Here is a 14,809-nt window from a genome sequence, read left to right on the forward strand (position 1 = left end):
GCAGTAAATTGCCATAGTAAAGGCGCGATCGTAAGGTCGTGGCCCCTGCGAATATCCGCCATATCTACCGGGAAGCCACAATGATTGGCATTAAAAGCATCGCCAGCTACGTACCTGCCGAGGGCGTCGACAATTACGCCCAGGGTGCGAAATTCGGCAAAGACCAGGATTTTATCTTCGGCAAGATCGGTTCGACCTTCTTGCCGCGCAAGGACGCCGATCAGGAAACCTCTGACTTGTGTGTCGAGGCCGCCAAGGCATTGTTTGCCAGTAATCCAGGGCTGGACCCGGCAGCCATCGATGCAGTCATCGTGGTTACCCAGAACGGCGATGCCGAGGGCCTGCCGCATACTGCCGCGATCGTTCAGCACAAGCTTGGCCTGGCAACCCATATTGCTGCTTTCGATATTTCCCTGGGCTGTTCCGGCTACGTTTACGGCCTGTACGCTATGAAGGGCTTCATGGAAGCGGCAGGGCTCAAGAACGGTTTGTTGATCACTGCCGACCCGTACTCGAAGATCGTCGATCCAGAAGATCGCAACACGACCATGCTGTTTGGTGATGCCGCGACGGCCACCTGGATGGGTGAGCAAGCCAGCTGGCAGCTAGGCAAGTCGTTGTTTGGCAGCGATGGCGGCGGTGCAGAACATCTGCGTACCACTGACGGCAAGTTCTTCATGAATGGTCGCCAAGTGTACAATTTTGCCTTGGTCAAGATCCCTGCTCATCTGCAACAGCTGCTCGATGCCAGCCAACTGCAGGCTGACGATATCGACTTGTATTGCCTGCATCAGGGCAGCGCGGCGATCGTTGACGCGGTCTCGTTGCGCTTCAAGGAGGGCGAGCACAAGCACAAGTTCGTCAAAGACATGGTCGAGACCGGTAATACCGTATCCTCGAGCATTCCATTGCTCCTCGAAAAGCACGTGCTCGGCTCCCGGCATCAGCGCGTTGCCCTCAGCGGTTTTGGGGTAGGCCTGTCGTGGGGCTCGGCGATCATCGAGCGTTGCGACTGAGCACCGCCCATCTCCTCGTTGTCGAAGCGCCGCCTTGTTCAAGGCGGCGTTCTTTTATCCGCCATGCGCCAAACCTTACAAAAGGATGAGCATTCATGGCTCAAGCGCTGCCTGTATCTTGGCGTCAAGTCCTTGAATTCACTGGGCTGGCACGTTGCCAGCAAATTATTTTGAAATTTCGCTAAAGCAACCCGCCCTGACGACGATAACTATTACGAAGGTTCTCTGTGCCACACCCGGCGAATTGCCAAGGCCGGAAGCCGTAGTACCCAATCCAACGAGGAATTCGTCATGGCTTTGACTGTTAACACCAACACCACCTCTCTGGGCGTTCAGAAGAACCTGAACCGTGCTTCCGATGCACTGAGCACCTCGATGACCCGTCTGTCCTCCGGCCTGAAAATCAACAGCGCCAAAGACGACGCTGCCGGCCTGCAGATCGCTACGCGTATGACTTCGCAGATCCGTGGTCAGACCATGGCTATCAAAAACGCCAACGATGGTGTTTCGATCGCTCAGACCGCTGAAGGCGCGATGCAAGAGCAGACCAACATTCTGCAGCGTATGCGTGAACTGGCCGTTCAGTCGCGAAACGACTCGAATAGCTCGACCGACCGTGACGCGCTGAACAAAGAGTTCCAGTCCATGCTCCTGGAAATCGACCGTATCGCTGACAGCACCCAGCTGAACGGCAAGAACCTGCTGGACGGTACCGCTGGCGTCATGACCTTCCAGGTCGGCTCCAACGTTGGCACTCAGAACCAGATCACCATCAGCCTCAGCGGCGCGATGAAAACCACCGGTGCTGGTGCAGCACTGACCGGTCTGGCTGGCAAAACCATCGCTGGTGCAGACACCACTGCTGCCCAGAACAACTTCAGCGCCGCCGTCAGCGCCATCGACGACGCTCTGAACGCGATCAACAGCTCGCGTGCTGACCTGGGTGCTTCGCAGAACCGCCTGACCAGCACCATCAACAACCTGAACAACATCAACGAAAACGCTGAAGCTGCTCGCGGCCGTGTTCAGGACACCGACTTCGCTGCTGAAACTGCCCAGCTGACCAAGCAGCAGACTCTGCAGCAAGCTTCGACTTCGGTTCTGGCCCAGGCCAACCAGCTGCCATCGGCAGTTCTGAAACTGCTGGGCTAATCTGCCAGTAGGTTCTCGGCGGGGGAGTGCGTTGAAGCGCTTCCCCGCTTTTTCGTTGCGAGGTGGTAGAAATGGACATGAGCGTCAAGCTGAATCTATCCTACCCGGCCGCGCGTCCGACCGAGCAGGTCGCCGAAAAGCCGGTTAGTGATGTAGCGGTATCCCGCCCTGAGGAAGGCAAGCGTCTCAGTGACGGTAACAAACCTTCAGCGGAGATCGATGCTGAACAAGTACGAAGTGCTGTTGCCGAGATCGAAAAATTTCTGAGCAACGGTAGACGCAACTTGGAATTCTCCACGGATGAAGAATCCGGCAAGGTCGTTGTCAAAGTCATCGCCAGCGAAACCGGTGAGCTGATTCGTCAATTGCCCTCGGAAGAGGCTTTGCGAATTGCAAACAGTCTGAGTGATGTCAACAGTCTTCTGTTCGACGCCAAGGTTTGACCGGCGGCGAACTATAATGATGCGGTGAAGGCCGGGAGCGCAGGAATGGCGCCTGGCCTATCAATGAGAGGGAAAACAGCATGGCAAGCCCGATAGCTTCCAGTCTTGGCCTTGGGTCCGGTCTTAATATTACCGATATCGTCAAGGTGCTGGTCCAGTCCGATACTGCCGCCAAGCAGGCGCAGATCTCCCGGCAGACCAGTAACAACGCTGCGTATATATCCGGGGTTGGCGCGCTGCGCAGCGCTCTCACTGCGTTTACCACTGCCATGGGCAAGCTCAACGACAAGTCTGCGCCGTCCTTCAATGCCTATGCAGCGACGTCGGCGAGCGACAGTATTGTCAAGGCGACGGCTGGCAATACCGCAGTTGCAGGCAGTTACAGCATCGAGGTGAAGAACCTTGCCACGGGCTCGAAAGTTGCCAGCGCAGCCTACGCCGAAGGTGCAAGCAAGTCGGTAACGGCCGGTGAGATGGTGATCGAGCAGAATGGCAAGACCTACAAGGTCACCATTGGCGATGATGCCACTCTGCAAACGGTGCGCGACCAGATCAACAAAGAACTGAGCGCCAGCGGCATCTCTGCCAACATCATCACCGGGAAGGATGGTGCCCGCCTAGTGCTGGGCTCTACTACCACTGGCGCGGGTAATGATCTCAAGGTCTCGGGTATCCCTGAGCTTGAGATCGACGGGACCAAGTCGATGGCCAGCGAAGGCGCTGGCTACATCGATGACGTTGCCAAGGATGCGCTGCTGACCATCGATGGCCTGGAAGTCAGCAGCGCCTCGAACACGGTCACTGACGCCATCAGTGGCTTGTCGTTGGAGCTGACTGGCAAGAGTGCCGTGGGTGTGGCGACCAAGGTGACTGTTGCCGCCAACAATGACGGCCTGAAGACCTCGGTGCAGGCTTTTGTCGATGCCTACAATACCATGCAAAGAGCCATCACCGCGCTGACCAGCACCAGTACTGACGCCGATGGCAATCTGGTGCTTGGTTCGCTGACGAACGACCCGACCACTCGCTCGCTGCTCTCCGATGTGCGCGGCGTGTTGGCAGAGGTAGGTGCAGGGGACCGCCTGACAACGTTGAGCCAGTTGGGTATCAATACCCAGAAAGACGGCACCCTGGAGTTCAGTGCCAGCAAATTCACCGCAGCGATGAGCGACAAGAAGCTTGGCGCTGAAGTGCAGGAACTGTTCACTGGCACAGGCGGTATCTTCGAGCGGATGAACAAGGCGATTGATCCGTATAACGCTACAGATGGCAGTCTGGCTGCACGCAAGACCAGCCTGGACAAGACGGCCAAGAGTCTGACCGACCAGCAGGCGGCGCTTGATCGTCGCACCGAGTCGCTGACCGAAGCGCTGACCAAGAAATACGTTGCACTGGACACCGCGTTGGGCAAGATGAAAGCCCAGGCCGAACAGATCACTTCGATCTTCGACGCTATCAACGCCCAGGCCAAGAAGTCCTGATCCGGCAACGCTGAGTCTCCCAAAAGCCCGGCTGCGTCCCTTCGACGCGCCGGGCTTTTTTATTTGCCGCTAAAGTTTTTTGACGCAGCGGCGATATACAGGGTATACGCAACCTTTTTTGCTGGAACGAGGCAGATCCATGAACCCGATGTTGGCCCTTCGGCAGTACCAGAAAGTGAACGGCGCGGCGCAGACCTCAGAGGCCAGCCCGCATCGCCTGGTGCAGATGCTCATGCAGGGTGGTCTTGACCGCCTTGCCCAGGCCAAGGGCGCGATTGCGCGCAATGACATTGCCCAAAAGGGCATCCTGCTGGGCAAGGCGATCGATATCATCGGCGGTCTGCGTGAGGGTCTTGATCTGGAAAACCACGGCGACAGCCTTGCCGAGCTGGACAGTCTGTACACCTACATGAGCCGGCGCCTGGTCGAGGCCAACGTCAAGACCGACCCGGCGATCATCGACGAAGTCGCCCGCCTGCTGATCACGGTCAAGGAAGGCTGGGATGCGATCGCCGACCAACAGCCGGAAGGCTGATCCAAGGAGCGTGGCATGAGCATGGTGATCGAGCGTATCGAACAGACCCGTGAGGCGCTGCTGGCAGCGCTCGCCGGCCGCGACTGGGATGCAGTGAGCGAGCTCGACCTCGAGTGCCGCCTGTGCGTCGATGACGTGTTGTCCGAAGCATCGCACAATGAAAGCCAGGTACGTGCCAGCCTTGAGCAGCTACTCGAGGTCTATCGGCATCTGATTGAAGTTGCAAGTGGGGAACGTCAAACTTTAGTCGACGAGATGACGCAAATCCGTCAGGCGAAAAATGCCGCCAAGGTATACCATCTGTTCAGCTGACACTGATGAGATACAAAAACTGAGCGCCATAAATTTGACTGTGCGTTTTTTTTTGACTTTACTAGTGGCTGTATTCGAATTTCAGACGTCCGAACACTGACCATTCAGTCGGAATGATGTCGAGCACGCCCTCAGGGCGCCGATATGACTAGGGAAGTTGCTATTGCATGTGGCGTGAAACCAAGATTCTCCTGATCGATGACGACAGCGCCCGCCGCCGCGATCTGGCAGTGGTTCTGAACTTTCTCGGCGAAGACAACCTGTCTTGCTCAAGCCAGGACTGGCAGCAAGCGGTAGAGTCGCTGGCCTCCAGTCGTGAGGTGCTGTGCGTACTGATCGGTGCGGTCAATGCGCCTTCCAGTGTGCAAGGGCTGCTTAAGACAGTGGCAGGCTGGGATGAGTTCCTTCCGATGTTGCTGCTTGGCGATGTTTCTGCTGCAGAGTTCCCTGAGGACCTGCGCCGTCGGGTGTTGTCCAACCTGGAAATGCCTGCCAGCTACAGCCAGCTGCTCGACTCCCTGCACCGCGCCCAGGTATATCGCGAAATGTACGACCATGCCCGCGAGCGTGGCCGTCAGCGCGAACCGAACCTGTTCCGCAGCCTGGTCGGCACCAGTCGCGCCATTCAGCACGTGCGGCAGATGATGCAGCAGGTGGCCGACACCGACGCCAGCGTGCTTATCCTCGGCGAGTCGGGCACTGGCAAGGAAGTGGTTGCGCGTAACCTGCACTATCATTCCAAGCGCCGTGAAGCACCGTTCGTGCCGGTCAACTGTGGGGCGATCCCGGCCGAGTTGCTCGAAAGCGAACTGTTTGGTCACGAAAAGGGCGCGTTCACCGGTGCGATCACCAGTCGCGCTGGGCGCTTCGAGCTGGCCAACGGCGGCACGCTGTTCCTCGACGAGATCGGCGACATGCCGCTGCCGATGCAGGTCAAGCTGCTGCGCGTGCTGCAGGAACGTACCTTCGAGCGTGTCGGTAGCAACAAGACCCAGAGCATCGATGTGCGCATCATTGCCGCCACGCACAAGAACCTTGAGGTCATGATCGAAGAGGGCACCTTCCGCGAAGACTTGTACTATCGCCTGAACGTGTTCCCGATCGAGATGGCGCCGCTGCGCGAGCGAGTTGAAGACATCCCGCTGCTGATGAACGAGCTGATCTCGCGTATGGAGCACGAGAAGCGTGGGTCGATTCGGTTCAATTCGGCCTCGATCATGTCGCTGTGCCGGCATGGCTGGCCTGGCAACGTCCGCGAGCTGGCCAACCTGGTCGAGCGCATGGCGATCATGCATCCCTACGGTGTGATCGGGGTGTCCGAGCTGCCGAAGAAATTCCGCTACGTCGACGATGAAGACGAGCAGTTGGTCGACAGCATGCGCAGCGACCTGGAAGAGCGCGTTGCGATCAACGGCCATACGCCGAATTTCTCCAATCACGCGATGCTGCCGCCCGAAGGCCTCGACCTCAAGGACTACCTCGGTAGCCTCGAGCAAGGCTTGATCCAGCAGGCGCTGGACGACGCCAATGGTATCGTTGCGCGGGCCGCCGAGCGCTTGCGGATTCGCCGTACGACGCTGGTGGAGAAAATGCGCAAATACGGCATGAGCCGTCGTGACGGCGAGGAACAGGCAGAGGATTGACGCCTGCCGTTTCCCTTGCATAGGGCTGCAGTGCAGCCCTGATAAGCCCTCCACCCTGTTAACCCTATCTCCGGCACGGCTATTGCTATATCGCAGGCAACACACCGTTTTTATGACGGTCAGCCACGCGAGAGAGCACGATGCCCCACGCCGCCCCGATTTCCCGAGCCGCTGATCCGCAGGGTCGCATCCCGGTCGAGCAGGAAAGCCGACAGGGCCTTGAACACGCATTCGCGTTGTTCAATCAGGTTTCCAGCCAACTGAATCAATCCTACGGCATGCTCGAGGCGCGGGTGCGCGAGCTCAAGGGCGAGCTGGCTGTAGTCAGTGCGCAGCGCATGGCTGAACTGGACGAAAAGGAACGCCTGGCCAATCGCCTGCAGAACCTGCTCGACCTGTTGCCAGGCGGGGTGGTCGTGATCGATGAGCACGGCAGGGTGCGCGAGGCGAATCCTGCAGCCTGCGAGTTGCTGGGCGAGCCATTGCTCGGCGAATTGTGGCGCCAGATCATTGCCCGCAGTTTCGCCCCACGCAAGGACGACGGCCATGAAGTGTCCCTGCGCGATGGCCGCCGTGTGTCTATCGCCACCCGCTCGCTGGATGCCGAGCCTGGCCAGTTGGTCCTGTTGACCGACCTGACCGAAACCCGTCGCCTGCAGGATCAACTCGCCCGGCATGAGCGCTTGTCCTCGCTCGGGCGCATGGTTGCCTCGCTGGCGCATCAGATCCGCACGCCGCTGTCGGCGGCCATGCTCTATGCCAGCCACCTGGCGGATCCGCAGCAACAGTTGCCCAGCGAAACCCGTCAGCGCTTTGCTGGAAACCTCAAGGAGCGCCTGCACGAGCTTGAGCATCAAGTGCGCGACATGCTGGTGTTCGCCCGCGGTGAGTTGCCGCTGGCTGATCGGCTCAGTCCGAAGGGTTTGTTCCAGGCGTTGCAACAAGCCGCGCAGGTGCATGTGCAGGGCCATGCAGTGCGTTGGCAGTGCGACACCCACCTGGGTGAGTTGCTGTGCAATCGCGACACCCTGGTCGGGGCACTGCTCAATTTGCTGGAAAACGCCCTGCAGGCAAGCACGCTGCCGGCGCGGGTAAAAATTCATTTGTTCCGCCGTGGGCATGCGCTGCACCTGTGCGTCAGTGATGCTGGCTGCGGCATCGCGCCGGCGCTGCTGGCGCGCCTCGGTGAGCCATTTCTGACCACCAAGACTACCGGTACCGGGCTCGGTCTGGCCGTGGTTCAGGCGGTGGTGCGCGCACATCAGGGCGAAGTCCGCATGCGCTCGCGACTAGGTCGGGGCACCTGCGTGCAGGTGATCCTGCCGCTGCTGGGCGAGTTGCCTGGGGAGGCGCGCTGATGGGTATCAAGGTGCTGCTGGTCGAGGATGACCGGGTGCTGCGTGAAGCGCTTGGCGATACCCTCGAGATCGGCGGCTTTGCCTACCGGGCGGTGGGCAGTGCCGAAGAGGCGTTGGCAGCTGTGGCCGGTGAACCGTTCAGTCTGGTGGTGAGTGACGTCAACATGCCGGGCATGGACGGCCATCAGTTGCTGCTGCAATTGCGCAGCAGCCATCCGCAATTGCCGGTGCTGCTGATGACCGCCCATGCTGCGGTTGAGCGTGCAGTCCAGGCCATGCGCCAAGGCGCGGTGGATTACCTGGTCAAGCCGTTCGAGCCGCAGGCGCTGTTAAGTCTGGTGGCGCGTCATGCTGGCGGTCGCGTCGGCGGAGCCGATGAAGACGGCCCGGTGGCATGCGAGCCGGCCAGCCGGCGCTTGCTGGAGCTGGCTGCGCGAGTCGCCCAGAGTGATTCGACGGTGTTGATTTCCGGCGAATCGGGTACCGGCAAGGAGGTCTTGGCGCAGTACATCCATCGCCAGTCCTCGCGAGCGGCGCAGCCGTTTGTGGCGATCAACTGCGCAGCAATCCCGGACAACATGCTCGAGGCAACCTTGTTCGGCCACGAGAAGGGGGCCTTCACCGGCGCCATTGCCGCTCAGCCAGGCAAATTCGAGCAGGCCGATGGCGGTACCTTGCTCCTTGACGAGATTTCCGAAATGCCGCTGGGCTTGCAGGCCAAGCTGCTGCGGGTGTTGCAGGAGCGCGAAGTGGAGCGGGTGGGTGGACGCAAGCCGATCGCGCTGGATATTCGCGTGCTGGCTACCACCAACCGCGACCTGGGCGCTGAAGTAGCGGCGGGGCGCTTCCGCGAAGACCTGTTCTATCGATTGTCGGTGTTCCCCTTGGCCTGGTGCCCGCTGCGCGAGCGCAGCGGCGATATTCTGCCGCTGGCCGAGCGCCTGCTGGCGCGCCATGTGGCGAAGATGAAGCACGCGCCGGTCCGGTTGTCTGCCGAGGCGCGCCACTGCCTGCAGAACCATCCGTGGCCGGGCAACGTGCGCGAACTCGACAATGCCCTGCAACGGGCGCTGATTCTGCAGCAGGGCGGCTTGATCGAGGCGGCGGATTTTTGTCTGGGTGGGGTAATTGCCTTGTCTGCACCGGCAGCGCTGGTCGCGCCTGCACAGGCAGTCACTAGCGATTCGCCTGCTGATTCCGGGGTGTTGGGCGATGACCTGCGCCGGCACGAATTCCAGATGATCATCGACACCCTGCGCGCCGAGCGCGGGCGGCGCAAGGAAGCGGCCGATCGACTGGGCATCAGTCCACGTACCCTGCGCTACAAGCTGGCGCAGATGCGCGATGCCGGCCTTGATGTCGAGGCCAGCCTGTTCGGCTGATTCACCTTAATTAACCCGCTTACAGGATGGCTGGCATCGCTCTTGCTAGCACCAGCCTATCCGCTGCATGAGTGTCAAAAAAATGCGGCCGCCGGAGAGAGAAGTTCATGAGCCAAGGTGTTGAATTCAATCGTCTGATGTTGGACATGCGGTCCATGCAGGCCGATGCCATGTCCCTGCCCAAAGTGGCAGCTGCGCCTGAGCTGGCGCCAGGGCAGAGCAGTTTTGCCGACATGCTCGGCCAGGCCATTGGCAAGGTCCATGAAACCCAGCAGGCCTCGAGCCAGCTCGCCAACGCTTTCGAAATTGGCAAGAGCGGCGTAGACCTGACCGACGTGATGGTTGCTTCACAAAAAGCCTCGGTGTCATTCCAGGCGTTGACCCAGGTGCGCAACAAGCTGGTTCAGGCGTACCAGGACATCATGCAGATGCCGGTTTGAGGACTAATTGACTCATGGCCGAAGCAGTCGTCGATAACGCCCCCGCCAAGAGCGGGCCGCCAGTGGCCAAGCCGCCGCTGTTCGGCATGTCGTTCCTGGAAAACATCTCGCGGATGCCCGCCCTGCGTCAGGTCGGCCTGTTGGTCGGGCTGGCTGCCAGTGTGGCTATCGGCTTTGCCGTGGTGCTCTGGTCGCAGCAGCCGGACTACCGGCCGCTGTATGGCAGCCTGGCCGGCATGGACACCAAGCAGGTCATGGAAGTGCTTGGCGCTGCCGACATCCCCTACAACGTGGAGCCCAACTCCGGCGCTCTGCTGGTCAAGGCCGACGACCTCTCCCGTGCGCGCCTGAAACTGGCAGCCGCTGGCGTGGCGCCCAGCGACGGCAACGTCGGCTTCGAGATGCTCGACAAAGAGCAGGGTCTGGGCACCAGCCAGTTCATGGAGGCGACCCGCTACCGGCGCAGCCTGGAAGGCGAGCTGGCGCGCACCGTGTCGAGCCTGAACAACGTCAAGGCCGCCCGCGTCCATCTGGCGATCCCGAAAAGCTCGGTATTCGTGCGCGACGAGCGCAAGCCAAGTGCGTCGGTACTGGTTGAACTGTATCCGGGCCGTGCGCTGGAGCCGGGCCAGGTGATGGCGATCGTCAATCTGGTGGCGACCAGCGTGCCGGAGCTGGACAAGACTCAGGTCACCGTGGTCGACCAGAAAGGCAACCTGCTCTCCGATCAACTGCAGGACTCTTCGCTGACCATGGCCGGCAAGCAGTTCGATTACAGCCGACGCATGGAAGGCATGCTCACCCAGCGTGTGCACAACATCCTGCAGCCAGTGCTGGGTAATGACCGCTACAAGGCTGAAGTGTCGGCCGATGTCGACTTCAGTGCAGTCGAGTCGACCTCCGAGCAGTTCAACCCTGATCAGCCAGCCCTGCGCAGCGAACAGTCGGTCGACGAGCAGCGCACCAGCAGCCAGGGGCCGCAAGGCGTGCCGGGTGCTCTGAGCAACCAGCCGCCAGCTGCCGCTGCCGCACCGCAAAACGCCACCGCCGCGGCAACCCCAGCGGGTGCCATTCAGCCTGGCCAGCCATTGCTGGATGCCAATGGCGCGCAGATCATGGACCCGGCCACCGGCCAGCCTATGCTCGCACCGTACCCGGCCGACAAGCGCAAGCAGTCGACCAAGAACTTCGAGCTGGACCGCTCGATCAGCCATACCCGTCAGCAACAGGGCCGCCTCAGCCGCCTGTCGGTGGCAGTGGTAGTGGATGATCAGGCCAAGCTCGATGCTGCGACTGGCGAAACCACCCGCGCACCGTGGGGCGCCGAAGATCTGGCGCGCTTCACCCGCCTGGTCCAGGACGCGGTGGGCTTCGATGCGAGCCGTGGCGACAGCGTGACCGTGATCAACGTACCGTTCGCCGCTGATCGCAGCCTGGAAATCGCCGATATCCCGTTCTACTCGCAGCCCTGGTTCTGGGACATCATGAAGCAGATGATGGGTGTACTGTTCATTCTGGTGTTGGTGTTCGGCGTATTGCGTCCGGTGCTCAACAACATCACCGGCGGTGGCAAGCAGTCTGCTGCCGACGGCGACATGGAGCTGGGTGGGATGATTGGTCTGGATGGCGATCTGGCCAACGACCGTGTCAGCCTGGGTGGCCCGCAAAGCATTCTGTTGCCAAGCCCGAGTGAGGGATATGAGGCGCAGTTGAACGCAATCAAAGGCCTGGTGGCCGAAGACCCGGGCCGTGTCGCCCAGGTCGTGAAAGAGTGGATCAACGCCGATGAGTGATAACCGAGCCGTTACCGCCAAACTGAGCCGCACCGACAAGGCCGCGATCCTGCTGCTGTCGCTGGGCGAAACCGATGCCGCGCAGGTCCTGCGCCATATGGGCCCCAAGGAAGTGCAGCGAGTCGGTGTGGCCATGGCGCAGGTGGGCAATATCCACCGCGACCAGGTCCAGCAGGTGATGAGCGAGTTCGTCGAAATCGTCGGCGAGCAGACCAGCCTTGGCGTCGGCTCCGACGGATACATCCGCAAGATGCTCAACCAAGCCCTTGGCGAGGACAAGGCCAACGGCCTGATCGACCGCATTCTGCTCGGTGGCAACACCAGCGGCCTGGACAGCCTGAAGTGGATGGAGCCACGCGCCGTGGCTGACGTGATCCGCTTCGAGCACCCGCAGATCCAGGCCATCGTGGTGGCCTACCTGGACCCTGACCAGGCCGGTGAGGTGCTGGGTAACTTCGACCACAAGGTGCGCCTGGACATCATCCTGCGCGTATCGTCGTTGAACACGGTACAGCCAGCGGCGCTCAAGGAACTCAACCAGATCCTCGAGAAGCAGTTCTCCGGCAACTCCAATGCCGCGCGGACCACGCTGGGTGGTATCAAGCGGGCTGCCGATATCATGAACTTCCTCGACAGTTCGGTCGAAGGTCAGCTGATGGATTCGATCCGCGAGATCGATGGCGACCTGTCCGAACAGATCGAAGACTTGATGTTCGTCTTCAACAACCTCGCCGACGTCGACGACCGTGGCATTCAGGCGCTGTTGCGCGAAGTGGCCTCGGACGTACTGGTGGTGTCGCTCAAGGGCGCCGACGAGCGGGTCAAGGACAAGATCTTCAAGAACATGTCCAAACGTGCTTCCGAGCTGCTGCGTGACGACCTCGAAGCCAAGGGCCCGGTGCGGGTCAGCGACGTCGAGACCGCGCAGAAGGAAATCCTCACCATCGCGCGGCGTATGGCTGATGCCGGCGAGATCGTGCTGGGCGGCAAGGGCGCCGAAGAAATGATCTAAGCCTTGTTCAGGCTGGCGCTGGAAGGTTCGACCTCAGGCGCCAGCGCTGGCACGCTGGATTTTTCCACCGACGCGCGCGCGAGCAGGGCGTACGTTGGCCGAACATGGTTTTTGAGAGCCCCACAGCATGTCCACCACCGAACACCCCAGCGACCTGATCCGTGCCCGCGACCTTGAAGGCGTCGATGTCTGGGCGCTGCCCAGCTTCGACCCGGCGCCTGCGCCAGCACCGGAGCCTGAGCCTGAAGTCATCGAGCCGGAAATCGAAGAGGTGCCCCTCGACGAGGTCCAGCCGCTGACCCTCGAAGAGCTCGAAGCGATTCGCCAGGAGGCCTACAACGAAGGCTTTGCCACCGGTGAGCGCGAGGGTTTTCACAGCACCCAGCTCAAGGTCCGCCAGGAAGCCGAAGAAGCCCTCGCCGCCAAGCTGGGTGAGCTTGAGCAGTTGCTGGCGCATCTGCTCGAGCCGATTGCCGAGCAGGACACCCAGATCGAGCGCTCGCTGGTGCACCTGGTGGCGCACATGACGCGGCAGGTCATCGGCCGTGAGCTACGCACTGATTCGAGCCAGATCACCCAGGTGCTGCGCAGCGCGCTGAAGCTGCTGCCGATGGGCGCCGACAATATCCGCATCCACCTCAATCCGCAGGACTTCGAACTGGCCAAGGCCCTGCGCGAACGCCACGAAGAGAGTTGGAAAATCCTTGAAGACGAATCGTTGTTGCCCGGCGGGTGCCGTATCGAAACCGCCCACAGCCGCATCGACGCCAGCATGGAAACCCGCATCGAGAAGGCCGTAGCGCAGCTGTTCGACCAGTTGCACGATCAGGCCCTGCATCCGGCGCCTGCCGATATCAGCCTGGACCTGGGCAGCACCGATGCGCCTTGACCGCACCAGCTTCGGCAAGCGCCTGGGCGGCTACGCCGAGGCGATCAGCCTGCCTGAGCAGCCGGTGGTCGAGGGTCGCCTGTTGCGCATGGTCGGCCTGACGCTTGAGGCCGAAGGCCTGCGCGGCGCAGTCGGCAGTCGCTGCCTGGTGATCAACGACGACAGCTACCACCCGGTGCAGGTCGAGGCCGAGGTGATGGGCTTTGCCGGGACCAAGGTGTTCCTCATGCCGGTTGGCAGCATTGCCGGGATCGCGCCGGGCGCGCGGGTGGTGCCGCTGGATGACAGCGGGCGCCTGCCGATGGGCATGAGCATGCTTGGCCGGGTGCTCGATGGCGCTGGCCGGGCGCTGGATGGCAAAGGAGGGATGAAGGCCGAAGATTGGGTGCCGATCGACGGGCCGATCATCAACCCGCTGAACCGTGACCCGATCAGCCAACCACTGGATGTCGGCATCCGCAGCATCAACGGTCTGCTTACCGTCGGCCGCGGCCAGCGCCTGGGTCTGTTCGCTGGTACCGGCGTCGGTAAGTCGGTGTTGCTGGGCATGATGACGCGCTTCACCGAAGCCGAAATCATCGTGGTCGGCCTGATCGGCGAGCGGGGGCGGGAGGTCAAGGAGTTCATCGAACATATCCTTGGTGAAGAAGGCCTGAAGCGTTCGGTCGTAGTCGCCTCGCCGGCCGACGATGCGCCGCTGATGCGCCTGCGCGCTGCGATGTACTGCACGCGCATCGCGGAATACTTTCGCGACAAGGGCAAGAATGTCCTGTTGCTGATGGACTCGCTGACCCGGTTTGCCCAGGCCCAGCGCGAAATCGCCCTGGCCATCGGTGAGCCGCCAGCGACCCGCGGTTACCCACCGTCGGTATTCGCCAAGCTGCCCAAGCTGGTCGAGCGCGCCGGTAACGGCGAGGCCGGCGGGGGCTCGATCACAGCGTTCTATACCGTGCTGTCCGAAGGTGATGACCAGCAAGACCCGATCGCCGATGCGGCGCGGGGTGTGCTCGACGGTCACTTTGTGCTGTCGCGGCGGTTGGCCGAAGAAGGTCATTACCCTGCGATCGACATCGAAGCCTCGATTAGCCGGGTCATGCCGCAGGTAGTAGACGCCGATCACTTGCGCCAAGCGCAGAAATTCAAGCAGTTGTGGTCGCGCCTGTCGCAGAGCCGCGACTTGATCAGCGTGGGCGCTTACGTGGCGGGCGGCGATCCCGAGACCGACCTGGCGATTGCCTTGCAGGCACGCCTTGTCGGCTTCCTGCGTCAGGGCCTGGACGAAAACGTCAGCGGCACGCAGAGCCGTGAGCAGTTGGCCGGCGTGTTTGCCACGCCCACAGGCGGTGGCTAAGC

General features: G+C 61.3%; 14 protein-coding genes. All 14 read left to right on the plus strand.

Annotation, left to right across the window (positions count from 1 at the left end; genetic code table 11):
• The first annotated feature begins 80 nt into the window (after positions 1 to 80).
• Complete coding sequence (locus K3F44_RS02640) at positions 81 to 1,016, plus strand: ketoacyl-ACP synthase III (protein ID WP_220633286.1); 936 nt, start codon at positions 81 to 83, stop codon at positions 1,014 to 1,016.
• Between the two features lie 291 nt (positions 1,017 to 1,307).
• Complete coding sequence (locus tag K3F44_RS02645) at positions 1,308 to 2,168, plus strand: flagellin domain-containing protein (protein ID WP_103436641.1); 861 nt, start codon at positions 1,308 to 1,310, stop codon at positions 2,166 to 2,168.
• Between the two features lie 71 nt (positions 2,169 to 2,239).
• Complete coding sequence (locus K3F44_RS02650; RefSeq protein WP_181107587.1) at positions 2,240 to 2,611, plus strand: flagellar protein FlaG; 372 nt, start codon at positions 2,240 to 2,242, stop codon at positions 2,609 to 2,611.
• A gap of 80 nt (positions 2,612 to 2,691) precedes the next feature.
• The gene (gene fliD, locus K3F44_RS02655; protein WP_220633287.1) at positions 2,692 to 4,092 is read left to right on the plus strand and encodes a flagellar filament capping protein FliD; all 1,401 of its coding nucleotides are present in this window, start codon (positions 2,692 to 2,694) and stop codon (positions 4,090 to 4,092) included.
• A gap of 139 nt (positions 4,093 to 4,231) precedes the next feature.
• Complete coding sequence (gene fliS, locus K3F44_RS02660; protein WP_101317829.1) at positions 4,232 to 4,627, plus strand: flagellar export chaperone FliS; 396 nt, start codon at positions 4,232 to 4,234, stop codon at positions 4,625 to 4,627.
• Positions 4,628 to 4,642: 15 nt separating this feature from the next.
• The gene (locus tag K3F44_RS02665) at positions 4,643 to 4,939 is read left to right on the plus strand and encodes a flagellar protein FliT (RefSeq protein WP_150573123.1); all 297 of its coding nucleotides are present in this window, start codon (positions 4,643 to 4,645) and stop codon (positions 4,937 to 4,939) included.
• A gap of 167 nt (positions 4,940 to 5,106) precedes the next feature.
• Positions 5,107 to 6,582, plus strand: coding sequence for a transcriptional regulator FleQ (fleQ, locus tag K3F44_RS02670; protein WP_103436646.1), 1,476 nt, complete (start codon positions 5,107 to 5,109; stop codon positions 6,580 to 6,582).
• A 140-nt stretch (positions 6,583 to 6,722) separates the two neighbouring features.
• Positions 6,723 to 7,940 (plus strand): PAS domain-containing sensor histidine kinase, encoded by a 1,218-nt coding sequence (locus K3F44_RS02675; protein ID WP_150569772.1) that lies wholly within the window; start codon positions 6,723 to 6,725, stop codon positions 7,938 to 7,940.
• Entirely contained in the window at positions 7,940 to 9,322 is a 1,383-nt protein-coding gene (locus K3F44_RS02680) for a sigma-54 dependent transcriptional regulator (protein ID WP_220633288.1), read from the plus strand. The genes K3F44_RS02675 and K3F44_RS02680 overlap by 1 nt, the downstream gene beginning before the upstream one ends.
• A gap of 107 nt (positions 9,323 to 9,429) precedes the next feature.
• Positions 9,430 to 9,762, plus strand: a complete 333-nt coding sequence (gene fliE, locus K3F44_RS02685) for a flagellar hook-basal body complex protein FliE (RefSeq protein ID WP_101317840.1) — start codon at positions 9,430 to 9,432, stop codon at positions 9,760 to 9,762.
• Positions 9,763 to 9,776: 14 nt separating this feature from the next.
• Positions 9,777 to 11,555, plus strand: coding sequence for a flagellar basal-body MS-ring/collar protein FliF (fliF, locus tag K3F44_RS02690; protein ID WP_103436650.1), 1,779 nt, complete (start codon positions 9,777 to 9,779; stop codon positions 11,553 to 11,555).
• The gene (gene fliG, locus K3F44_RS02695) at positions 11,548 to 12,567 is read left to right on the plus strand and encodes a flagellar motor switch protein FliG (RefSeq protein ID WP_101317844.1); all 1,020 of its coding nucleotides are present in this window, start codon (positions 11,548 to 11,550) and stop codon (positions 12,565 to 12,567) included. Before fliF ends, fliG begins: the two co-directional genes overlap by 8 nt.
• Positions 12,568 to 12,694: 127 nt before the next feature.
• Positions 12,695 to 13,456, plus strand: a complete 762-nt coding sequence (fliH, locus tag K3F44_RS02700; protein ID WP_220633289.1) for a flagellar assembly protein FliH — start codon at positions 12,695 to 12,697, stop codon at positions 13,454 to 13,456.
• Positions 13,446 to 14,807 (plus strand): flagellar protein export ATPase FliI, encoded by a 1,362-nt coding sequence (gene fliI / locus K3F44_RS02705; RefSeq protein ID WP_101317848.1) that lies wholly within the window; start codon positions 13,446 to 13,448, stop codon positions 14,805 to 14,807. The genes fliH and fliI overlap by 11 nt, the downstream gene beginning before the upstream one ends.
• The last annotated feature ends 2 nt before the right edge of the window (positions 14,808 to 14,809 follow it).

Source organism: Pseudomonas sp. S07E 245 (genome assembly GCF_019599025.1).
GTDB lineage: Bacteria > Pseudomonadota > Gammaproteobacteria > Pseudomonadales > Pseudomonadaceae > Aquipseudomonas > Aquipseudomonas shirazensis.

Coding starts and splice junctions, on each gene's coding strand:
- K3F44_RS02640 (WP_220633286.1), top strand. CDS start 81: ATGATTGGCATTAAAAGCATCGCCAGCTACGTACCTGCCGAGGGCGTC.
- K3F44_RS02645 (WP_103436641.1), top strand. CDS start 1,308: ATGGCTTTGACTGTTAACACCAACACCACCTCTCTGGGCGTTCAGAAG.
- K3F44_RS02650 (WP_181107587.1), top strand. CDS start 2,240: ATGGACATGAGCGTCAAGCTGAATCTATCCTACCCGGCCGCGCGTCCG.
- fliD (WP_220633287.1), top strand. CDS start 2,692: ATGGCAAGCCCGATAGCTTCCAGTCTTGGCCTTGGGTCCGGTCTTAAT.
- fliS (WP_101317829.1), top strand. CDS start 4,232: ATGAACCCGATGTTGGCCCTTCGGCAGTACCAGAAAGTGAACGGCGCG.
- K3F44_RS02665 (WP_150573123.1), top strand. CDS start 4,643: ATGAGCATGGTGATCGAGCGTATCGAACAGACCCGTGAGGCGCTGCTG.
- fleQ (WP_103436646.1), top strand. CDS start 5,107: ATGTGGCGTGAAACCAAGATTCTCCTGATCGATGACGACAGCGCCCGC.
- K3F44_RS02675 (WP_150569772.1), top strand. CDS start 6,723: ATGCCCCACGCCGCCCCGATTTCCCGAGCCGCTGATCCGCAGGGTCGC.
- K3F44_RS02680 (WP_220633288.1), top strand. CDS start 7,940: ATGGGTATCAAGGTGCTGCTGGTCGAGGATGACCGGGTGCTGCGTGAA.
- fliE (WP_101317840.1), top strand. CDS start 9,430: ATGAGCCAAGGTGTTGAATTCAATCGTCTGATGTTGGACATGCGGTCC.
- fliF (WP_103436650.1), top strand. CDS start 9,777: ATGGCCGAAGCAGTCGTCGATAACGCCCCCGCCAAGAGCGGGCCGCCA.
- fliG (WP_101317844.1), top strand. CDS start 11,548: ATGAGTGATAACCGAGCCGTTACCGCCAAACTGAGCCGCACCGACAAG.
- fliH (WP_220633289.1), top strand. CDS start 12,695: ATGTCCACCACCGAACACCCCAGCGACCTGATCCGTGCCCGCGACCTT.
- fliI (WP_101317848.1), top strand. CDS start 13,446: ATGCGCCTTGACCGCACCAGCTTCGGCAAGCGCCTGGGCGGCTACGCC.